We start from the raw sequence: 19,993 nt of genomic DNA on the forward strand, positions 1-19,993 counted from the left end.
CCATGACAATGTGGGCGGCATCTTCCGCAACGCGGCGGCCTTCGGGGTGGACGCGGTGCTGCTCGACTCCGGCTGCTGCGACCCGCTCTACCGCAAGGCGATCCGCGTGTCGGTCGGGGCGGCGCTGCGGGTGCCGTTCTTGCGGATTCCGGCGGGAACCGATCCGGTCGCGCTGCTGGAGCGGCACGGCTTTGCCGCCCTCTCGCTGAGCCCGGCGGGTGCGGTGACCCTGGCGGGGCTGCGCCGTCCGGAGCGCGCGGCGCTGCTCCTGGGGTCGGAGGGGCCGGGCCTGCCGGCTGCCGTCCTGGCGCGGACACGGACGGTGCGCATTCCCATGGCACCGGATTTCGATTCCCTGAACGTCGCTACGACCAGCGGGATCGTCCTGCACCACCTCGCCTTCATGGCGGAGCCGGAGTCAGGAGCCGGCTGAGTCTTCGATCCGGCGCAGGCCGGGCGGGGTGGCGTCGCGCAGGCTCTGGGCGAGCGCGCGGAAGCCGGCGGCGCGCGGGTCGCTGGCCCGCCAGACCAGCCCGATGATGCGGCCGGGCAGGTCGCCCTGGAAAGCGCGGTAGGCGACCAAGCCGCCCACCGTCGCCGCCTCCCCGTCGCCGGTGGCGAGCCGCGGCATCAGGGTGTAGCCGGTGCCGCTGGCGACCATGTGGCGCAGCGTCTCCAGCCCGGTGGCGTGGCGCATGCCGCGGGTGGTGGCGCCGCAGGCAGCCAGCGCCTGATCGCGCAGGCAATGCCCCTCTTCCAGCAGCACCAGTTCGCCGGGGTCGAGGTCGGCCAGGGCGATGGAGGGCAGGCTTTCCAGCCGGTGGCCGGTGGGGTGGGCCAGCACGAAGGGTTCGAAGAACAGGGCGTCGCAGGTCAGCCCCTCCGCCTCGACGGGCAGGGCGAGCAGGACCGCGTCGAGCCGCCCCTCTCGCAACTCCTCCAGCAGGCCGTCGGTGCGGCCTTCGGACAGCACGAGCTGGACGTCGGGCAGGTGCCGGCGCATCGCCGGCAGGACATGGGGGAACAGGTACGGTCCCAGCGTCTGAATCGCCGCGATGGAGAGCGGGCCGTGCAGGGCTCCCGCCGTCCCGCGGGCCAGCGCCAGCAGGCGGCGCGCCTCCTCCAGGACGACGCGGGCTTGGCGGATCACCACCTCGCCCTGCGGGGTGGGCAGCACGCGGCGGCTCGTCCGCTCGAACAGCGGGATGCCGAGAAGGTCTTCAAGCTTGCGGATCTGCGCGCTCAGCGACGGCTGGCTGACCGAGCAGCGCTCCGCCGCCTTGCCGAAATGCCGCTGCTCGGCCACCGCCACCACATATTCCAGATCGCGAAGGGAGAGACCGGCGAGATTCATAGGATCAAGCTATCGAAGAATTCGAAACGATGTCTTGGATATATCAACGACGCGGCGGGATAACCAGGGGGCAAAGCGGACGAGCCAACCGATAAGAAACGCAAGGAGTTGAGCCATGAGCACCCTGACCACCGCTACCGGCATCCCCGTCGCCGACAACCAGAATTCGCTAACCGCCGGCCCGCGCGGTCCGGTGCTGATGCAGGATTTCCACCTGATCGAGAAGCTGGCCCACTTCAACCGTGAACGCATCCCGGAACGGGTGGTCCATGCCAAGGGGGCCGGCGCCTACGGCGTCTTCCGGGTGACCCGGGACGTGACGCCCTACACCGCGGCACGGTTCCTGTCGGAGATCGGCAAGGAGACAGAGGTGTTCCTGCGCTTCTCCACCGTCGGCGGCGAGAAGGGCTCCGCCGATGCCGAGCGCGACCCCCGCGGCTTCGCCGTCAAATTCTACACCGAGGACGGCAACTACGATCTGGTCGGCAACAACACGCCGGTCTTCTTCATCCGCGACCCGCTGAAGTTCCCCGACTTCATCCACACGCAGAAGCGCAACCCGGCGACCAACCTGAAGGACCCGACCGCGGTCTGGGATTTCTTCTCACTGTCGCCGGAGACGATGCACCAGCTGACAATCCTGTTCAGCGACCGCGGCACGCCGCGCGGCTACCGCCACATGGACGGCTTCTCCAGCCACACCTTCTCGTGGATCAACGCGGCGGGCGAGCGCTTCTGGGTCAAGTATCATTTCAAGACCCGCCAGGGCATCCAGAACTTCACGGCGGATCAGGCTGTGCGCATGGCCGGTGTCGATCCCGACCACGCCACCCGCGACCTGTTCGCCGCCATCCGCGACGGCGATTTCCCGGCCTGGACCGTCTCGGTGCAGATCATGCCGGAGTTGGAGGCCGACGCCTACCGCATCAACCCGTTCGACGTGACCAAGGTGTGGCCGCACGCCGACTACCCGCTGGTCGAGATCGGCGAGCTGGAGCTGAACCGCAACCCGGAGAACTTCTTCGCGGAGGTCGAGCAGGCCGCCTTCAGCCCGGCCAACATGGTGCCCGGTATTGCCTTCAGCCCGGACAAGATGCTGCAGGGCCGGCTGTTCGCCTACGCCGATGCGCACCGCTACCGGCTAGGCGCCAACCATCAGGCGTTGCCGGTCAACCGCCCGCACGCCGCGGAGGTCCGCAACCACCAGCGCGACGGTGCCATGCGCTTCGACGGCAACGGCGGCGGCAGCCCGAACTACGAGCCCAACAGCTTCGGCGGGCCGGTGCAGAACCGCGCGGTGGCTGAACCGCCGCTGCGCATCTCCGGCGATGCCGCCCGCTACGACCACCGCGAGGGCAACGACGATTACGCCCAGGCCGGCGCTCTGTTCCGCCTGATCGGGGCGGAGGCGCAGGAGCGGCTGATGGACACCATCGCCAACTCGCTGGGGGAGGCGCCGGGCTTCATCCAGCGGCGCCAGTTGAGGCACTTCTTCGCGGCGGACCCCGCCTATGGCGCGGGCATTGCTAAGCGGCTGGGAGTGACGGCAGCCGCGGTGACCGAAGAGGCGGCCGTGGCCGGCTGAGCCCAACTCTTGAACACTCGGCACCGCCGGACGCACCCCCTCGCGTCCGGCGGCTTTTTGTGGGACGGGTCAGTTGGCGGCGGCGTTTTGCCGGTTCGTCCAGCCCTCGGCGATCCGCGGCAGGTTGAATTCGATCCAGTCGGCGAGGAGGCGCACCTTCTCCGCGGCCTCCCGCCCCAGCGGCGTCAGGCTGTAGTCCACATGCGGCGGCACCACGTCGTGGGCGGTGCGCTTGACCAGCCCGTCGCCCTCCAGCCATTGCAGCGTCTGGGCCAGCATCCGCTCGCTGACCCCGCCGATGGTGCGGCGGAGTTCGCTGAAGCGGAGCGTTCCGCTTTCCAGGGCGATCAGAACCAGGACCCCCCAACGGCTGGTGACGTGCTTCAGCACCTCCCGCGATGGGCAGGCCGCGGCCATCAGGTCGCCGCGCTGCATCCGCTCCGACAGCGGCAGCGGAGTGTAGTCATCGTCTGGTTCCGGCATCGCCGTTCTCCCGCAGGAAAAATCTTCACACTTACATTTATGTACGTACTTACGAAAAGTAAGCAAGTGGATTAGGTAGGTGGTCACCACCCAACCGCAAACGGGACACCCGACCATGACCATCGCCGTCACCGGTGCCACCGGCCAGCTTGGCCGCCTCGTCATCGCCCGCCTGAAGGAGACGGTTCCGGCCTCCGGCATCGTCGCCCTGGTGCGCTCCCCCGCCAAGGCCGCCGACCTGGGGGTCGAGGCCCGCGAAGCCGATTACGGCAACCCCGGCGCGCTCGCCCGCGCGCTGGCCGGCGTCGACACGCTGCTGCTGATCTCCTCGAACGAGATCGGGCAGCGGGCGGCGCAGCACCGCAACGTCGTCAACGCCGCGAAGGCGGCGGGCGTCGGGCGGATCGTCTACACCAGCCTGCTCCACGCCGACCGCTCGCCGCTGAGCCTCGCCGGGGAGCACCGGGAGACGGAGGAGGAACTGAAGGCGTCGGGCATCCCCTTCACCATCCTGCGCAACGGCTGGTACACGGAGAACCACACCGGTTCGGTCGGCGCGGCGCTAGCCGGGGGTGCCTTTATCGGCAGCGCCGGCGACGGGCGGATTTCCTCCGCCACGCGCGCCGATTACGCCGACGCGGCGGTGGCGGTGCTGACCGGCACCGGCCATGAGGGCAAGACCTACGAGCTAGCCGGGGACGACGCGGTGACGCTGGCCGACCTCGCCGCGGAGATTTCCCGCCAATCCGGCAAGGACATCCCCTACCGGAACCTGCCGGAGGCGGACTACGCCGCCATTCTCGCCGGCTTCGGCCTTCCCGAGGCCTTCGCGAAGGGCATCGCCTCCTGGGATGCCGATGCGTCGAAGGGCGCGCTGTTCGACGACGGGCGCCAGCTGTCGGCGCTGATCGGGCGTCCGACCACGCCGCTGTCCGCCGCCGTGGCCGCCGCCTTGCCCCGATAAGGGCGGGCCGGCAAAGAAAAAGACCCCCTCGCCCGTGCAAGGCGAGGGGGTCTTTTTGTGAGAGGCTACGGTCTGACGACGCTTACTGCGAAGCCGCCGCGATCTCCCGCGCGCGGCGGGAGACCGACGCCGCGTAGTGGTCCTTGGCCAGCACGGTGTAGACCGCCGGCAGGACGAACAGCGTGAACAGCGTGCCGATCAGCATGCCCGACACGATCACCAGACCGATGGAGAAGCGGCTGGCCGCACCGGCGCCGGCGGCGGTCAGCAGCGGTAGGAGGCCCACCACCATCGCCGCCGTGGTCATCAGGATCGGGCGCAGACGGACGCGGGCCGCGTGCTCGATGGCGGTGCGACGGTCCACCCGCTCGTTGATCTGCATCTCGCGGGCGAATTCCACCATCAGGATGCCGTGCTTGCTGATCAGGCCGATCAGCGTCACCAGACCCACCTGTGTGTAGATGTTCATGGTGGACAGGCCGAAGAACAGCGGCAGCAGCGCCCCGCAGATCGACATCGGCACCGAGATCAGGATCACCAGCGGGTCGCGCAGCGATTCGAACTGCGCGGCCAGCACCAGATAGATGACCACCAGCGCGAAGACGAAGGTGACCATGAGCTGGCTGCCTTCGGTCACGTACTGGCGAGATTCCGACAGGTAGGAGTGGCCGAAGCCGGCGGGCAGGATCTCGCGGGCCTGCCGCTCCAGGAATTCCACGGCCTGACCCATCGTCACGCCCGGCATCGGCACCGCGGAGAAGGTCGCGGAGGGAAGCTGGTTGTACTTGGTCAGGGCGTTCGGCTCCGTCGCCATCTCGATCGAGACGACGGTGGACAGCGGGATCTGCGCGCCGTTGCCCGCGGTCACGTAATAGCGGGTCAGCGTCTCCGGCGTCAGGCGCTTGTCGCGCGGCACCTGCGGGATGACCTCGTAGGAGCGGCCGTTCAGGTTGAAGCGGTTGACGTAGTTGCCGCCGACCAGGACCGCCAGCGTGTCGCCGATCGACTGCATCGACAGGCCGAGGTCCGCCGCCTTGGAGCGGTCGACATGCAGCCGGACGACTGGGCTGTTGAACTGCAGGTCGCTGTCGGTGACGATGAACATGCCGCTTTCCATGGCGGCGGTCTTGATGCGCTCCATGGCGTTGAAGATGGTCTGGTAGTCGCCGGGGCTGTTGATGACCATCTGCACCGGCAGGCCGCCGGTGGAGCCGGGCAGGGCCGGTGGCGACACCAGGAACACCTGCGTGCCGGCCACCTTGCCGAGATCGGCCTGGACCAGCGGCTGAAGCTCCTTGGCGCTGCGGGTGCGCTCGTCCCACGGCTTCAGGATCATGCCGGCGAAGCCCTGGGTCAGGGTCGGCAGGCCGTTCAGCACGAAGCGGGTGTCGGTCTCCGGATAGTGGGTGAACACCTCGTCCATCTCGCGCCCGTAGGCGTCCATGTAATCGAGGTTGGCGTACTGCGGCCCCTTGGTGATGCCGAACAGGATGCCCTGGTCCTCCTCAGGCGCCAGCTCCGACATGGTGTTGGCGAAGAGGAAGCCGACGCTGAGCAGCACGCCGAAGCCGAACAGCAGGGTCGCCGCCCGGTAGTCCAGCGCGCCGCCCAGACGCCGCCCGTACCAGCCGGACAGTTTCTCGAAGGTCCGGTCGACGAAGCGGGCGAAGCGGCCCTCGTTCATGTCGCGGGTCAGCAGGAGCGAGCACATCATCGGCGACAGCGTCAGCGCCACCACGCCGGAAATGATGACCGATCCCGCCAGCGTGAAGGCGAACTCGCGGAACAGCGCGCCGGTCAGCCCGCCGAGGAAGCCGATGGGGGCGTACACGGCGGCCAGCGTGATGGTCATGGAAATGATCGGCCCGATGATCTCCCGTGCGCCGATCAGCGCGGATTCGACGGGCGACTTTCCCTCCTCCAGGTGGCGGTGGACGTTCTCCACCACCACGATGGCGTCATCCACCACGAGGCCGATGGCGAGCACCATGGCGAGCAGCGTCAGCAGGTTCAGGCTGAAGCCCATCGCCAGCATGATCGTCGCGGCACCCACGATGGACAGCGGGATGGTCACGATGGGGATCAGCACCGAGCGGAAGGAGCCCAGGAACAGGAAGATCACCACGATGACGATGCCGACCGCCTCCAGCAGCGTCTTCTGCACCTCGTCGATGGAGGCCTGGATGAAGCGGGTGGAGTCGTAGACAATCTCCATCTTCAGCGACGGCGGCAGGTTGCGCTCCAACTCCGGCACCAGCTTGCGGATGTCCTCCACGATGGTCAGCGGGTTGCCGGTCGGCGTGGAGTTGATGCCGATGAAGATCGCCTGCTGGCCGTTCATCGACACGCTGGCGTTGGAGCTTTGCGCGCCCAGCTCGATCTCGGCGATGTCCTTCATGCGCACCAGCGCGCCGTCCTTGGACTTCACCACCATCTGCCGGAACTGCTCGACGTCGGTCAGGCCGGTGTTGGTGGTGATGTTGGAGACGACGAAGACGCCTTTCGATTGCCCGGGGGCGGACTGGTAGTTGTTGGCCTGGATCGCCGCCCGCACGTCGGCGGCGGCGATGTTGCGCGCGGCCATCCGGTCGGGGTCGAGCCAGACGCGCATGGCGAAGGTCTGGCCGCCCAGGATCTGCGCCTCGGCGACGCCGGACACGGTGGACAGCAGCGGCTGCACCACGCGCGTCAGGTAGTCGGAGATGGCCGCCCCGGACAGCTCCGGGCTGGCGAAGCCCATGTAGAGGATGGAGGTCGTCTCGCCCGTGGATTTCAGGATCACGGGGTCGTTGGCCTCGCGCGGAAGCTGGTATTTGACCTGCTGCACCTTCGACATCACGTCGGTCATCGCGACGTTGGGGTTGAAGTTCAGCCGGATGTAGGCGGTGACGAGGCTCACCCCCTGGGTGGAGGAGGAGGTGATGTAGTCGATGCCTTCCGCCGTCGCCACCGCCTGCTCGATGGGCGTCGTGATGAAGCCCTGCATCAGGTCGGGAGAGGCGCCGGCGTAGGAGGTGGTGATGGTGATGACGGTGTTCTGCAGCTCCGGATACTGCCGGATCGGCAGATCCGTCAGCGACCGGACGCCGACCAGCAGGATCAGCAGGCTGACCACCAGCGCCAGGACCGGCCGTCGGATGAAGATGTCGGTGAATGACATGGCCGGATCCTCAGTTGCGCGGAACGGTCTGCGGCGGCACCAGCGCGCTCGCTTCCGTCGGCACCACGGCGGCGCCGTTGTTCAGCTTGAGCTGGCCGGAGGAGACCAGCCGGTCGCCGGGCTTCACCCCGTCGAGGATCTCCACCTTGCCGTCGAAGCGGTCGCCGGTCTTCACCGGAACGCGCTTGGCGACATGGCCGTCCTTGCCCTCGGCGTCCTTCTGAGCCGCGACGACGAAGACGCTGTCGCCGTAGACCGTGTAGTCCACCGCGGTTTCCGGAACGACGATGCGGTTGTGGGCCGGCGGCTGGACGACGCGGATGTTGGCGAACATGCCGGGCAGCAGCTTGCGCTCGGGGTTCTGCAGCGTGGCGCGCACCTTGATGGCGCGGGTGTCCGGGCTGACCTGTGGCTCGATGGTCGAGATCGCCGCGTCGAAGTTGGCGCCGGGGGCGGCGTCGGCGGAGATCAGCACCGGCTGCCCGACGCGGATCTGGCTCAGCGCCTGCTCGGGCAGGGTGAAGTCGACGAACAGGTTGGCGAGGTCGGTCAGCGTGACGACGGGGCCGCCGGCGCTGACATACTCGCCGACATTCACCTGCCGGATGCCGAGTTCACCATCGAAGGGCGCGCGGATCAGCTTCTGGGCGATCAGCGCCTCGGTCTTCTTGATGTTGGCGTTGGCCTCATCGAGCTGGGCCTGGTTCTGGTCGACGGTGACCTGCGGGCCGGCCTGGTTGCGCAGCAGGTTGCGGGCGCGCTGCAGGTTGTTCTCGGCCAGCTTCGCCTGGGCGCGGTAGGCCAGCAGGTCGGCCTGATCCGGAGCGTCGTTGAGCTGCACCAGCGGCGCGCCGGCCTTCACGGTGGCGCCCGATTCGAAGAAGATCTGGGTCACGCGCCCGACCACCTCCGGCGCCACGGTGACCTGCCGGCTGGCGGTCAGGGTGCCGATGGCGGTGGTGTATTTGGGAACGGACTGCGCCGTCGCCTCGGCGACCGAGACGGGAGTCGGCGGCGGCTTGTTGCCGGCGAAGAAGTCGGCAATGGCCTTGTTGCGGAAGTTGTTGAAGGCGTACAGGCCGCCGAACAGCACAGCCAGGATGACGGCCATGATGATGATGCGGAACGCCAGCCGCCCGCGGGTGACCGGACGGCGTGCGGTGGTCCGCTCTGGCGCGTGAGCGGAATGGTCGATGTCACTCGTCACGATCAGCCTCTCTCGAACAGGTCGGTTCTGGTTCTGTTGATTGGGTAAAATGCAATGATGGCGTGTGAAGAGCCACCGCTTCCTCCCGCAGGCCGAGGCCGCGCAGGATGAAGGCGACCGCGTCGCGAATGGTGCGCCGCGGCTCGGCCAGGGAAGGGACGAGCGGCGTCGGCGGCAGGTGAATGGTGGCCAGGGTGGAGCCCAGCATCTCCGCCAGCCAGAAGGCGTTTTCCGTCACCGGGGCCGAGGGGATGAGGTCTCCGGCGTCGCGGGCGGCGCGCAGCGAGGCTACGAAGGGCGGGGCGATGTGCTCCGACATCCAGCGGCGCACCATATGGGCGAATTCCCCGTCCTCCAGCAGGCTCATGAAATAGAGACGGTAGCGGGGAAGCATGATGTCGCGGTCGCTGGGCAGTTCGCTGACGTAGCAGCTCACCATCGCCTGGACGTAGGCGGCGAGCGTCTCCGTGCTCGGCGGCATCGCCAGGAGCTTCGCGAGATCCTCGTCCCCATCCACGCAGGAGCGGAAGATCGCCTCGTAGAGGGCGGCCTTGCTGGGGAAATGCTTGAAGATCAGCGCCTCCGACACGCCGGCGGCCTGCGCGATCTCCTTCGTCGTGGTGGCGGCGAATCCCTTGCGCGCGAACAGCGGCAGGGCCGCGTCGATGATCGCCGCGCGCCGGGCCGAGTTGTCCAGCCGTCCCATGATTAACCCTATTCCATAAGTGAGCACTAACTCACCTTGCTGGGCCGGAGATATCACGGCGCGGTCAGGCTGTCCAGAGCGGGTTCCCTACAACCAGTGGCGTCAGTGCGAATTTGCGCTTGACCTTCCCGCCGCTGGAAGGTGGAGACTGTGAGCCGTAATGCCGATGCAGGAACGGGAAACGGTGATGGCGCGGGGTGGGTGCACCCTTGGCGGGATGATGTCGATCAGGCTGCTGCTGACGGGGCTGCTGATGCTGGCCGCGCTGGCGCTGTTCGCTCCGTCCCCCGCGCAGGCGCATGTCCATTCCGGCGCCCATTCTCAAGGCCATGCCGCATCCTCGGCTCCAACGCCGGCCGGGAGCGTCTGGGTGGGCGATGCCGACCACGCGCCACCGGCGGACGACGCCTGTGCGGGCAGGAACGGGCTGTCCTGCGGCGGCGCCTGTCCGATGATGCTGTCGGGCATCGCCACCACGGCGGCCTTTCCGCCGCCGCCGCCCCGTGCCGCCGCGCCCTTCAGGCCCGCCGGGTTGCTACCGGAGGGAATCGGCCCGCCGCCGGTCCTCAGACCACCGCGCATGGCCGTTTGACCGGACTCCATGCCCGAGTTGCGCCTTCACCGCGCGCTCTGGGCCGGCATATCGCAAAAACGGACCATCGCATCATGACGATTTTTCAGACCCGCCGCCGGTTCCTGGCGTCCGCGGCTTCGGTCGCTGCGCTGGGCGGCCTTTCCACCCTTCTTCCTGCAGCCGTACGCCCCGCATGGGCCGCGGCGCCCCTCCGTCTCGCCGTCGAGCGGCGCGTGCTGGAGGTGATGGGCAAGCCCGCCTCCGTCTTCGGCATCCGCCAGCCGGATGGCACCTCCGGCCTGTTCCTCGATCCGGGGCAGCGTTTCCTGGTCGATCTGGCGAACCGGGCCGGGGAGGACGCGGTCATCCACTGGCACGGCATGACCCCGCCCTACGCCCAGGACGGTGTGGCCGACGCGAACCGCCCGCTGATCCGCGACGGCGCCAGCCAGGGTTACGACTTCGAGCCGCGGCCGGGCACGCACTGGATGCACTCACACCATGGCCTTCAGGAGCAGCGGCTGATGGCGGCCCCCCTGATCGTCCGCACCGTCGAAGACCGGCGCGAGGACGCGCAGGAGGTCACCGTGCTGCTGCACGATTTCACCTTCAAGGATCCCGCCGAGGTCCTCGCCGGGCTGACCGGCGGGACCATGAATCATGGTGGCATGGATCACGGTGGCGGGCATGGAAGCGGCCACGGAGGCCATGGCGGCGGGCATGGCGGCGCCATGCCGATGATGGACCACTCGACCATGAAGGGCATGGGCGGCATGACCATGACCGCCATGGACCTGAACGACGTGGAGTATGACGCCTACCTCGCCAACGACCGCACGCTCGACGACCCGGAGGTGGTGCGGGTGGAACGCGGCGGTCGGGTCCGGCTGCGGCTGATCAACGGGGCGACCTCGACGGCTTTCCACATCGACCTCGGCGCCCTCGACGGCACGGTGGTCGCGGCGGACGGCAACCCGGTGCAGCCGGTGACCGGGCGGCGCTTCGGCATGGTCATGGGACAGCGGCTGGACATCCTCCTCCAGCTTCCTGCCGAAGGCGGCGTCTTCCCCGTCCTGGCGCAACGGGAAGGGGAGCGTCAGCGCACCGGTATCATCCTCGCCACCCCCGGCGCCACGGTGGGCAAGTCCGCCGGCCTCGCGGACGGCGCCGCCGGCCCGGTGGACCTGTCGCTGGAGCGGCGGCTGACGGCGCTCGCCCCCCTGGCGCCGCGCCCCACGGATTCGGCCTTCACCATCCGTCTGACCGGCGGCATGGCCCCCTATGTCTGGACCATCGACGACCGTCCCTTCGGCGAGCACCGGCCGCTGAGCGTTCGCAAGGGGCAGCGGGTGACCGTCACCATGGTCAACGAAAGCCCGATGGCCCACCCGATGCACCTGCACGGCCAGCATTTCCAGGTGACCGCGCTCAACGGGACGGCGCTGGCCGGGGCGGTGCGGGACACCGTGCTGGTGCCGATGAACGGTTCCGCCACCATCGCCTTCGACGCCGACAACCCAGGGCGCTGGCCGCTGCACTGCCACAATCTTCTGCACATGGCGACGGGGATGATGACCGAATTGGTGTGTGAACAAACCATATGAACACGAACATTCCGGCGCGGCCCGACCGCGCCGGAACGGGTACCGCAAAAGCCCCGCGCCGGTTCGGACGGATGAAACCGGCAAATCCAGGCGCATTCCTTTGGAAGCGAACTTTCACGCATCACTCCCATTCACATTGGACGGGGACGTGTCACTTCTCTTCCATCTCCGGGGGCGGCGACCAATGTTCCGGAACCAATCTTCTGCGGGGGCGGCCATTGGCCATGGATACGTGGTGTTATGACGGCGGTGCCGGGGGGCGCTCGGCCGCCGGGTCTGGTGGTGGGTCTGCCGGCGGTGCCGCCGGTGCGGCGGACCTGTGGCTGGACCCGGACCTTGCGGCCCTGGAGGCGCTGTCGCTGCGGGTGCGGGACCTGGTGCTTCCGCATCTGGGCAGCGGGCCGGCCGTCTATGCGGACATCCCGGTCCATCTGAACGTCGGGGATCTGCTGATCAACCAGGGGGCGGAGGCGCTGTTCGCCGACGGCGGCGTGGAGATCCGCGAGCGGGTGACGCTGGGCAACGCCCGGCGCCTGCTGCGCCGCCAGCGCGACGGGCAGGCGGCGATCCTGCTGCATGGCGGCGGCAATTTCGGAGACCTCTATCCCCATCACGAGACGTTCCGGCAGAAGGTGCTGGAGAACTTTCCGTCCAGCCGCGTCGTGCTTCTGCCGCAGACCGTCTACTACCGCGACCACGACCGGCTGCGCCACGACATGAAGCGCTGGGCGGCCCACCGCAATCTGGTCTTCATGGCGCGCGACGCGCCGTCGCTCGATCTGGTGCGGCCCTTTCTGGGGGAGCGGGCAATCCAGGTGCCGGACCTCGCCCATTACCTGACGCGCTATCCCACGCGGCTGACGCCGGTGCGCCCGGCCCACGACACGACCCTGCTCGTCATGGCCCGGCGCGACCAGGAATGCGCGGGGCGCCACTGGCTGCGCCAGGACTCGCCGGTCTTCGACTGGGAGGACCTGTGCGGGCCGGAGGATTTCGCCGGCTTCGCCTTGGCCGCCCGGCTGATCCGGCTGGACGACGCGGTGCCGCTGCCCGCCGATCCGCTGCGCGGCTGGTATCCCATCCGCGACCGGCTGGTCCGCAAGGCCGTCGCCCATTTCGGCGCGGCCAACGCCGTGGTCACCAACCGCCTGCACGGGATGCTGCTGGCCCTGATGATGGGGCTGCCGGTGCAGGTGCGCGACAACTCCTACGGCAAGCTGACCAACTACATCGACAGCTGGCTCGCGGATTGGAAACGGTGAGGACCCTGGGAACGTTTGCGCCCCGCATCCGTCTGTCATCCCGGAACATGGGCTGAAGAGGGCGTCGGCGGGTATGGCGGGCAAGGGGCTGCACATCGGATTCGAGGAGACGGCGAGCGGCGGTCTGGTCCGCCGCACCGTCCTGCTGTCCGAGGACGGCGCCCGCCGCCGGCACCGCGTGGTCTACGAGTTCGAAGACCCGGCCGGAGCCTCGGCGGACCGGCCGATGGACGGGGCGGTCATGGCTGTCCTGTTCCATGCCATGCAGCGGGGCCTTCCCGTCCATGTCCACGGGCCGCTGACCCGCACGGCGCTGCACAACATCGACGCGCTCCAAGGGGTGTGGCGGCGCTGGCGGCCCGACCGCTACCGGACGGTGGAGATCATCCCGGAGACGGTCGTCGACCGCAACGCGCCCAAGCCGGGGCGCCGGGCCATCGCCGCCTATTCCAGCGGGCTGGACAGCACCTTCACCATCCTGCGCCACCGGCTTCTCCTGCCGCCGGAGCGCCGCCGCCATGTCGGCGCGCTGCTGATGGTGCATGGTTTCGACGTGGAACTGGACCGCCCCGAGGATTTCGAGCGGTTGGTCGAGCGGACCCGGCCCTTCCGCGAGTTGGTCGGGCTGGACCTGCGCGTGGTGCGCACCAACAGCAAGGAGCTGCATCTCCAGAACTGGCAGGATTCCCACGCAGCGGAACTGGCGGCCTGCCTGCACCTCCACGAAGGGGAGTTCGAGTTCGGGCTGATCGGCAGCACCAAGCCCTACGACGCGCTGGTCATTCCCTACGGCACCACGCCCATCGCCGACCATCTGCTGTCCGGCGACGGCTTCTCCATCGTCCATGACGGGGCCGCCTATTCCCGAACGGAGAAGGCCGCGGCGGTCGCCGCCTATCCGGAGGCGGTGCGTTCCCTGCGCGTCTGCTGGGAGGGTGCGGAGCAGTTCCGGAACTGCGGCGTCTGCGAGAAATGCGTGCGCACCCGGATGAACTTCGCCGCTGCCGGTTTGGCCGCCCCGGACTGCTTCGAAGGGCCGCTCGACCCCGCGCGCATCGCCGGCATCCCCGTACGCAACGAGCCGCAGGCGGCGGAACTCCGCTCCATCCTCGACTACGCCCGCCAGCACGCGGTGGAGGGGGAGTGGCTGGAGCGGCTGAAGGAGCGGGTGCGCGCCATCCAGCCGGACCTTGGGCAATCCGACTCCGGCCGTCCCGAACCCCGTCCTGTCCGGGCGATGAAGGGCGCCGCCGCGTCGCTGCGGCAGGCGGCGGTGGGATTGCTCGACGCCATGGAACTGAAGCAGCCGCTCAAGCGGGTCCGCAACCGGCTGCGGACCCGCGGCTGAACCGGTCGTTCCGCCGCGCGCCGAGCAGCCGCATCGCCATCAGCATCAGCAGAGCCGCCACCAGAAGCAGGAGGGCGCAGGCCACGGCGATGCCGGTTTCGCCGGTCGCGATATTGAGGAAGACGGCCATGGGCAGCGTCTCGGTCTTCAGGCGGGTTGCCCCGGCGACCATTAGCGTGGCGCCGAACTCCCCCAGCGCCCGCGCCCAGGCCAATACGGCTCCCGCCGCGATGCCCTTGGCGGCCAGCGGCAGCTCCACCCGCCAGAACACCGTCCAGGGGGCGGCGCCCAGCGACTGCGCCGCCACGGCGTAGCTCCGGTCGACGGATCGGAAGGCCGCGGTGGCGGTGCGCACCACCACCGCGGTGGACACGAAGGCCAAGGCCACCACCACGCCCGCGGGGGAGAACAGCAACTCCATCCCCAGCGCGGGAACCGGCCCGTTGCGCCCGAGCAGGAACAGAAGCCCCAGCCCGGCGACCAGCGGCGGCATGACCAGCGGGACGTCGAGCAGCGTGTCGAGCAGAAGCTTCCCCGGAAAGCGCCGCCGCGCCATCAGGTAGGCCGCCGGCAGGCCGAGGGCCAGCGCGATCCCCAGCGCCGCGACGGAGGTCAGCGCCGACAGCCGCAACGCGAACAGAGTCTCCGCCGCGCCCAGGGCGGTCCACAGATCGCTCGGGGGCAGGCGGGCCAGCAGGGCGCCCAGCACGCCCGCGATCGTCAGCGCGACGATGGCGAGCGGCAGGGCCAGCAGGGCGGCGAAGCCCATTGGTCACCTCTTCGGGGCGGGCGGGAAGCCGAAGCGCTGGAAGGTGGCGAGGCCGGCGTCCGAGGCCAAGAAGTCGGCGAAGCGCTTGGCGGCGTCCGGCGCGGCGCTGGTCTTCAGGACGGCGACGGGGGCGTATTCGGCCTCGTACCACGCCGGCGGAATGGCGATGACGGACAGCTTGCCGGGATTCTGCGCGGCTTCCGACGCGCCGATGATGGCGGCGTCCACGTTGCCGTCCAGCACATAGAGGGCGAGCTGCTTCACGGTCGCTGCGCGGACGGTGACGTTGCGGCGGATCGCCTCGCCCTGGCCGGACTTGTCCAGGATGTCTTCCGCGGTGCGGCCCAGAGCCATGGCCTGCGGGTCGCCCAGCCCGACGCGGACGCCCGGCTTGGCGAGGTCGGCGACGCTGCTGATCGCCTCGGCCTTGCCCAGCGCCACGGCTAGCACGGGGCCGTGCACCACCAGCACCGTCAGGTCGGCGACGGCGTCCAGCTCCTTCAGCTTGTCGGTGTAGAAGGTCGTCCCAGGGATGAACAGGTCGCCGGTCCTCGTCTCGGCGAAGCGGGCGAGAAGCTGGCCCGACCCGCCATACTCGGCCGTCACGGTGATCCCGGTCTCCTTGCGGAAGTCCTCGATCAGCGCGTCGACCGGCGGGCGGAGGCCGGCGCCGACATAGGCGTGGAGGTCCTGGGCCGCCACCGCGGCTGTCTGGGCGGCGGTCTGGAGGGCCAACAGCCCGAAGGCGAGGGCGAGGGCTTTCAAGCGCATGGACACAGTTCCTTCAGTTCGTTGCGGAATGGTGGCTCGCCCGACGCTGTATCGATTCGGATACTGCGCTGGAGGGGCGCTGTCAACAGGCCGTTGTACGCGAAGGTATATAGCGGTTGCGGGACATTGTGCGTTCCCCTCTCCCCTCTGGGGAGAGGGCTAGGGTGAGGGGGTTGCGCTCATGTCGGACGTACCGCCACGCGCATCCCCCTTCACCGGCCCTCCGGGCCACCCTCTCCCCGGAGAGGGTTAAATCAGCTCATCAACGCTTCCAAAGCCCCACGCATGCCGCGCTCCTCGATCACCGCCAGATGGGCGGCGGTGCGGTGGGCCAGACCGGGGATGCGGGTCAGGTCCTCGCCCCACAATGCGGTGTTGGACAGCACGGCGTCCACCAGCGCCGCCGGGTCGCCGGCATGGGCGGCCCAGGCGCCGGAGAGCGCCGCAAGCACCGCCGCGTCGTCGCGGATCGGGTAGGGGCCGGCGTCGCGGCTGCCGGTGCAGGCGCCGTCCGCCGCCAGTGTGCCCTTGTAGAAGCGCAGCAGGGCGGCCAGCGAGAAGGACAGGCCGTCCGGCGCCTCGCCATGGGCGGCGGCGTAGTCCTTTAGGCTGGGCAGCACGCGCACCTGCCACTTCGACACCGAGTTCAGCGCGATGGCGATCAGCTCGTGACGGATGTGGGGGTTGCCGAAGCGCTCCATGATGGTGCGGGCGTAATCCTGGCGCTTGGCGTCCGGCAGGGGCACGAAGGGCACGATCTCGCCGAACATCACCGTGTTCAGGTAGGCGGACAGGGTCGCGTCGTCCATCATGCCCTTCACCGTGTCCACCCCCGCCACGAAGGCGGCGAGCGCGCTGGCGGTGTGGGCGCCGTTCAGGATGCGCACCTTGCGCGTGCGGTAGGGCTGCAGGTCGTCGGTCCAGACCACGTTCAGCCCGGCCTTGTGCAGCGGGAACTCCTCGGCCAGGGCCGCCGGGCCTTCGATGACCCAGACATGGAACGGCTCACCGGCCACGGCCAGCGGGTCCTCATAGCCCCACGTTGCGGCGAGTGCCTCAGCCTCGTCGCGCGGGTAGCCGGGGACGATGCGGTCGACCAGCGTGTTCAGGAAGTGGTTGTGCGCCTCGACCCAGGCGGCGAAGCCGGATTCCAGGCCCCAGCGCTTGGCGTGGGCCAAGACGATCCGCTTCAGCTTGGCGCCGTTGGCCTCGATCAGCTCGCAGGGCAGCAGGACGAGGCCGCTCTCCGGCGTGCCGCCCAGCGCGGTGAATCGGGCGTGCAGCAGCGCCGCGACCTTGGCCGGGAAGCTCTGCGGACAGGCGCCGGGGGTGTAGGGCTCCGCCACGTCGGCGATGCCGGCCTCCGTCGTGTTGGACACCAGGAAGCGCAGCGCCGGGGCGGTGGCGAGGGCCAGCATGCGGTCCCACGCCGCATAGGGGTTCAGCGCGTCGGACACGCAGCTCACCACCCGGCGGGATTCGACCTCCTTGCCTTGCTCGATGCCGCGCAGCAGGACGGTGTAGAGCCCCTCCTGCGCGTTCAGCAGGCCGGCGACGCCTTGATCCAGCGGTTGGGCGACAGCGACCCCGGCGCTCATTAGCCCGGCGCCGTTGGCGACGTCGACCATCCAATCGACGAAGCCGCGCAGGAAGTTGCCGTCGCCGATCTGAAGGATGGTGACGGGCAGCCGCGGGGCGCCCGCCGTGTGCGCCACGTCAAAGGCGCCGGTGGCGAGCGATTCACGGGAAAGATGAGGCATGACGGAAGGTCCTTTGAGGATCGGAATGCGCTGACAGGGGATTCAGGCGACGCCGAAGCGGTAGATGATGCGGCCCGTGCACCACTGGCCGGGGGCCAGCGCGGTGGAGGGGAAGGACGGGATGTTGACGGCGTTGGGGAAGTGCGACGGCTCCAGGCAGAAGGCGCTGTGCCGGGTGTAGAGCGTGCCGCCCTTGCCCAGGTCGCGCGGCGTCTGGCCGTCAAGGAAATTGCCGGTGTAGACCTGCAGGCCGGGTTCGGTGGAGAGAACCTCCAGCACCCGCCCGCTGCCGGGGTGGACGACGCGGGCGTGCAGCCCCAGCGCGCCCTCCGGCTTGTCCACCGCGTAATGCAGGTCGTAGCCCTTGCCGAGCGCCAGCATCGGATGGTCGGCGCCGATCCGCGCGCCGAAGGCGGCGGGGCAGCGGAAGTCGAGGGGGGTGCCGGTCACGTCCACCAGTTCCCCGGTGGGGACGGCGGTGGCGTCCAGCGCCAGATAGCGGCTGCCGTTGACCGTCGCCACATGGTCGAGGATGGAGGACCCGGCGTCGCCCGACAGGTTGAAGAAGGTGTGGTCGGTGAAGTTTGCCGCGGTCGCCTTGTCCGCCGCCACGGCGGTCCAGGCGATGGTCAGGGCGTTGTCCTCGTCCAGCGCATAGACCAGCCGGATGGGGAGGGTGCCGGGAAAGCCTTCCTCCCCGTCCTGGAAGACGTAGGTCAACTCCAGGCTCGTTTCATCCAGCGGACGCGCGGCGAAGGTGCGGAAGCGCGAGCCGCGCTGGCCGCCGTGCAGCGTGTTGGGCGGCGCGTTGACGGCGGTGCGGTGCTCCACCCCGTCCAGCGTGAAGCGTCCGCCGCCGATGCGCCCGCAATAGCGCCCGATGAAGGAGCCCATGGAGGGCTGGCCGGCCATCGTTTGCTCCAGCGTCTCGTAGCCCTGCACCACGTCGCCGAGGGCTCCGTCGCGGTCGGGCGCCAGGATCTGGACAATCTTGCAGCCGTAATTGGTGATGCGGACGGCCATGCCCCGGCGGTTTCGCAGGGTGAATAGGTCGGTCGGCGTGCCGTCGATGGTGGCGCGGAAATCCTCGCGCCGGAGGTCGGCATAAGGCGTCATGGCGTCGGTGCCCCTTGGACCGGAAGGATATTGAATATATTAATATATCAGTTATGAAAGGCGGAAGGAGAAAAGCGCCCGCCGCCGGAGCGGGCGTTTTTGCCGCACGCCGAAGGTTTGAAAGCGTCAGCGGGCCAGGGCTGCGCCGAGATCCTCGACGCCGATCTGGTGGGTTCCGAGAACCTTGTGCTCCGCGTAGCCGAGGCGGCGGTTGATCGCCAGCATCGGCCCGTTCGTCGCCGCGTTGCGGGTGATCATCAGCCGGACGGAGGGCCGGGCGGAGCGGACATGCCGCAGCAGTGCGGCCTTCAGCCCCTTGCCCACCCCCAGCCCGCGCTTGTCGCGGCGCACGCCGGTGACGATCTGATGGACCCGGTCCGTCATCTCCGGGTGCCAGAAAACGTCGCTGAAGCCGATCACTGACCCGTCGGCGTCGCGCAGCACGACCATGTGATGCTCCACCTGCTGGAACTGGATGTTGTGCTTCCATTCCAGGACCATCGCCATGGTCACCGGGATCAGCGGCTGGTCCAGCCGGTCGCGCGGCAGGTCGGGCAGCAGGGCGTTGTGCAGCGGCAGGATCGCATCGAATTCCGCGTCCGGGACCTCGCCGGCATGGATGGTTACCGTCAGGCCGGGAACCGCGTGGTGCATCGCCGCGTGCCAGCCCTCCACCATCGCCCAATCGACGCCGTCCAGCGCCAGCCGGCTGTCCACCGACCGCAGCCGTTCGTCAGCCCCGATGGCGCCCAGGAAGGCGTGGCCGTCCGGGTCGTCGGTGACCAGGGTCAGCACGGTCTTCCCATGCACGGCCATCAGGCCGTGGATTTCCGTCAGAAGCCGTCGGCCGATCCCCTGGCGCCGCCATTCCTTCAGCACGAAGCCGTCGGCGTGCAGATGGGGCAGCGCCGCCTGGATGTCCGGCTGGTCCGGGTTGGGCAGGAAGGCGCCGACGATGCCGACGATCCGCCCCTCTGTCCGTGCCACCCAATGGACATTGCGTCCGAAAGCGCTCGGCTGGCGTTCGATCGCTTCGAACCAGGCGTCCGAGGGCGGAGGTTCATCCGCGCCGGACTGGGCGTGCCGCGCCCGGCGGAAAACATGCCGCTCCGCCCACAACTCCGGCGAAGCACTGTGCGGGTCGAAGGGAAGTATTTCGAATGCGGGCGGAGCGGTCATAAACACCCTCGGCTGGAACGGTGCACGAATTGCGGGAGTGTGCGACGTTCTTTCACGCTCCCGGGCTGTGTCGGATCGCCGCAACCCGAGGGTCGTCGATGATCGGAGTCACGTCCGTTCGGGCGTCTCACCTTCTGCGTGGTGGTGTGAT

The 19,993-nt window shown here is 68.9% G+C and carries 17 protein-coding genes (1 of these 17 cut by a window edge); 7 read left to right on the plus strand and 10 right to left on the minus strand.

Annotation, left to right across the window (positions count from 1 at the left end):
• Nucleotides 1-433, plus strand: the 3' portion of a protein-coding gene (locus H1Q64_RS32405) for a TrmH family RNA methyltransferase (protein WP_237907911.1). The gene continues 407 nt to the left of window position 1, outside the view; the window shows 433 of its 840 coding nt (coding positions 408-840); the start codon falls outside the window, past its left edge; it ends in the stop codon at nt 431-433.
• Here H1Q64_RS32405 and H1Q64_RS32410 read toward each other — a convergent pair.
• Complete coding sequence (locus tag H1Q64_RS32410; protein ID WP_237907912.1) at nt 419-1,354, minus strand: LysR substrate-binding domain-containing protein; 936 nt, start codon at nt 1,352-1,354, stop codon at nt 419-421. The two genes, H1Q64_RS32405 and H1Q64_RS32410, sit on opposite strands and share 15 nt — an antisense overlap.
• A gap of 115 nt (nt 1,355-1,469) precedes the next feature.
• On the opposite strand from H1Q64_RS32410, the gene H1Q64_RS32415 reads away from it, so the two are divergent.
• Nucleotides 1,470-2,939, plus strand: a complete 1,470-nt coding sequence (locus H1Q64_RS32415) for a catalase (RefSeq protein ID WP_237907913.1) — start codon at nt 1,470-1,472, stop codon at nt 2,937-2,939.
• A 69-nt stretch (nt 2,940-3,008) separates the two neighbouring features.
• Here the strand turns inward: H1Q64_RS32415 and H1Q64_RS32420 are convergent, their stop codons facing one another.
• Nucleotides 3,009-3,422 (minus strand): winged helix-turn-helix transcriptional regulator, encoded by a 414-nt coding sequence (locus H1Q64_RS32420; RefSeq protein ID WP_237907914.1) that lies wholly within the window; start codon nt 3,420-3,422, stop codon nt 3,009-3,011.
• Nucleotides 3,423-3,537: 115 nt separating this feature from the next.
• Between H1Q64_RS32420 and H1Q64_RS32425 the strand changes: the two genes are divergently transcribed.
• Nucleotides 3,538-4,386, plus strand: coding sequence for an SDR family oxidoreductase (locus tag H1Q64_RS32425; RefSeq protein WP_237907915.1), 849 nt, complete (start codon nt 3,538-3,540; stop codon nt 4,384-4,386).
• A gap of 82 nt (nt 4,387-4,468) precedes the next feature.
• Here the strand turns inward: H1Q64_RS32425 and H1Q64_RS32430 are convergent, their stop codons facing one another.
• From H1Q64_RS32430 to H1Q64_RS32440, 3 genes are read right to left on the minus strand one after another with little or no spacing between them, the layout of a single operon-like run.
• A complete protein-coding gene (locus H1Q64_RS32430; RefSeq protein ID WP_237907916.1) occupies nt 4,469-7,546 on the minus strand; it encodes a MexW/MexI family multidrug efflux RND transporter permease subunit in 3,078 nt (1,025 codons plus the stop codon).
• Between the two features lie 10 nt (nt 7,547-7,556).
• Complete coding sequence (locus tag H1Q64_RS32435) at nt 7,557-8,753, minus strand: efflux RND transporter periplasmic adaptor subunit (protein WP_237907917.1); 1,197 nt, start codon at nt 8,751-8,753, stop codon at nt 7,557-7,559.
• Nucleotides 8,743-9,459 carry a TetR/AcrR family transcriptional regulator gene (locus H1Q64_RS32440; RefSeq protein ID WP_237907918.1) on the minus strand — a complete coding sequence of 239 codons (717 nt, stop codon included), beginning with the start codon at nt 9,457-9,459 and terminating at the stop codon, nt 8,743-8,745. Before H1Q64_RS32440 ends, H1Q64_RS32435 begins: the two co-directional genes overlap by 11 nt.
• A 217-nt stretch (nt 9,460-9,676) precedes the next feature.
• Here H1Q64_RS32440 and H1Q64_RS32445 point away from each other — a divergent pair, with 217 nt between their 5' ends.
• From H1Q64_RS32445 to H1Q64_RS32460, 4 genes are all read left to right on the plus strand, one after another.
• On the plus strand, nt 9,677-10,051 hold the full coding sequence (locus H1Q64_RS32445; protein WP_237907919.1) for a hypothetical protein: 375 nt from the start codon (nt 9,677-9,679) through the stop codon (nt 10,049-10,051).
• A gap of 74 nt (nt 10,052-10,125) precedes the next feature.
• Complete coding sequence (locus tag H1Q64_RS32450; RefSeq protein ID WP_237907920.1) at nt 10,126-11,637, plus strand: multicopper oxidase family protein; 1,512 nt, start codon at nt 10,126-10,128, stop codon at nt 11,635-11,637.
• A 224-nt stretch (nt 11,638-11,861) separates the two neighbouring features.
• Nucleotides 11,862-12,899, plus strand: a complete 1,038-nt coding sequence (locus H1Q64_RS32455; protein WP_237907921.1) for a polysaccharide pyruvyl transferase family protein — start codon at nt 11,862-11,864, stop codon at nt 12,897-12,899.
• Nucleotides 12,900-12,972: 73 nt separating this feature from the next.
• Nucleotides 12,973-14,247: a hypothetical protein gene (locus H1Q64_RS32460; RefSeq protein ID WP_237907922.1), complete on the plus strand. Its 1,275-nt coding sequence runs from the start codon at nt 12,973-12,975 to the stop codon at nt 14,245-14,247.
• Here the strand turns inward: H1Q64_RS32460 and H1Q64_RS32465 are convergent.
• From H1Q64_RS32465 to H1Q64_RS32485, 5 genes are all read right to left on the minus strand, one after another.
• Complete coding sequence (locus H1Q64_RS32465; protein ID WP_237907923.1) at nt 14,210-15,016, minus strand: ABC transporter permease; 807 nt, start codon at nt 15,014-15,016, stop codon at nt 14,210-14,212. The genes H1Q64_RS32460 and H1Q64_RS32465 overlap by 38 nt on opposite strands.
• 3 nt (nt 15,017-15,019) lie before the next feature.
• Nucleotides 15,020-15,787 carry a molybdate ABC transporter substrate-binding protein gene (gene modA, locus H1Q64_RS32470; RefSeq protein WP_237907924.1) on the minus strand — a complete coding sequence of 256 codons (768 nt, stop codon included), beginning with the start codon at nt 15,785-15,787 and terminating at the stop codon, nt 15,020-15,022.
• Nucleotides 15,788-16,041: 254 nt separating this feature from the next.
• The gene (locus H1Q64_RS32475) at nt 16,042-17,547 is read right to left on the minus strand and encodes a tagaturonate reductase (protein WP_237907925.1); all 1,506 of its coding nucleotides are present in this window, start codon (nt 17,545-17,547) and stop codon (nt 16,042-16,044) included.
• A gap of 42 nt (nt 17,548-17,589) precedes the next feature.
• The gene (locus H1Q64_RS32480; RefSeq protein WP_237907926.1) at nt 17,590-18,663 is read right to left on the minus strand and encodes an aldose epimerase family protein; all 1,074 of its coding nucleotides are present in this window, start codon (nt 18,661-18,663) and stop codon (nt 17,590-17,592) included.
• A gap of 126 nt (nt 18,664-18,789) precedes the next feature.
• Nucleotides 18,790-19,842 (minus strand): GNAT family N-acetyltransferase, encoded by a 1,053-nt coding sequence (locus H1Q64_RS32485; RefSeq protein WP_237907927.1) that lies wholly within the window; start codon nt 19,840-19,842, stop codon nt 18,790-18,792.
• Nucleotides 19,843-19,993 lie beyond the last annotated feature (151 nt).

The organism is Azospirillum brasilense (assembly GCF_022023855.1).
GTDB lineage: Bacteria > Pseudomonadota > Alphaproteobacteria > Azospirillales > Azospirillaceae > Azospirillum > Azospirillum brasilense_F.

Coding starts and splice junctions, on each gene's coding strand:
- H1Q64_RS32410 (WP_237907912.1), bottom strand. CDS start 1,354: ATGAATCTCGCCGGTCTCTCCCTTCGCGATCTGGAATATGTGGTGGCG.
- H1Q64_RS32415 (WP_237907913.1), top strand. CDS start 1,470: ATGAGCACCCTGACCACCGCTACCGGCATCCCCGTCGCCGACAACCAG.
- H1Q64_RS32420 (WP_237907914.1), bottom strand. CDS start 3,422: ATGCCGGAACCAGACGATGACTACACTCCGCTGCCGCTGTCGGAGCGG.
- H1Q64_RS32425 (WP_237907915.1), top strand. CDS start 3,538: ATGACCATCGCCGTCACCGGTGCCACCGGCCAGCTTGGCCGCCTCGTC.
- H1Q64_RS32430 (WP_237907916.1), bottom strand. CDS start 7,546: ATGTCATTCACCGACATCTTCATCCGACGGCCGGTCCTGGCGCTGGTG.
- H1Q64_RS32440 (WP_237907918.1), bottom strand. CDS start 9,459: ATGGGACGGCTGGACAACTCGGCCCGGCGCGCGGCGATCATCGACGCG.
- H1Q64_RS32445 (WP_237907919.1), top strand. CDS start 9,677: ATGATGTCGATCAGGCTGCTGCTGACGGGGCTGCTGATGCTGGCCGCG.
- H1Q64_RS32450 (WP_237907920.1), top strand. CDS start 10,126: ATGACGATTTTTCAGACCCGCCGCCGGTTCCTGGCGTCCGCGGCTTCG.
- H1Q64_RS32455 (WP_237907921.1), top strand. CDS start 11,862: ATGGATACGTGGTGTTATGACGGCGGTGCCGGGGGGCGCTCGGCCGCC.
- H1Q64_RS32460 (WP_237907922.1), top strand. CDS start 12,973: ATGGCGGGCAAGGGGCTGCACATCGGATTCGAGGAGACGGCGAGCGGC.
- H1Q64_RS32465 (WP_237907923.1), bottom strand. CDS start 15,016: ATGGGCTTCGCCGCCCTGCTGGCCCTGCCGCTCGCCATCGTCGCGCTG.
- modA (WP_237907924.1), bottom strand. CDS start 15,787: ATGCGCTTGAAAGCCCTCGCCCTCGCCTTCGGGCTGTTGGCCCTCCAG.
- H1Q64_RS32475 (WP_237907925.1), bottom strand. CDS start 17,547: ATGCCTCATCTTTCCCGTGAATCGCTCGCCACCGGCGCCTTTGACGTG.
- H1Q64_RS32480 (WP_237907926.1), bottom strand. CDS start 18,663: ATGACGCCTTATGCCGACCTCCGGCGCGAGGATTTCCGCGCCACCATC.
- H1Q64_RS32485 (WP_237907927.1), bottom strand. CDS start 19,842: ATGACCGCTCCGCCCGCATTCGAAATACTTCCCTTCGACCCGCACAGT.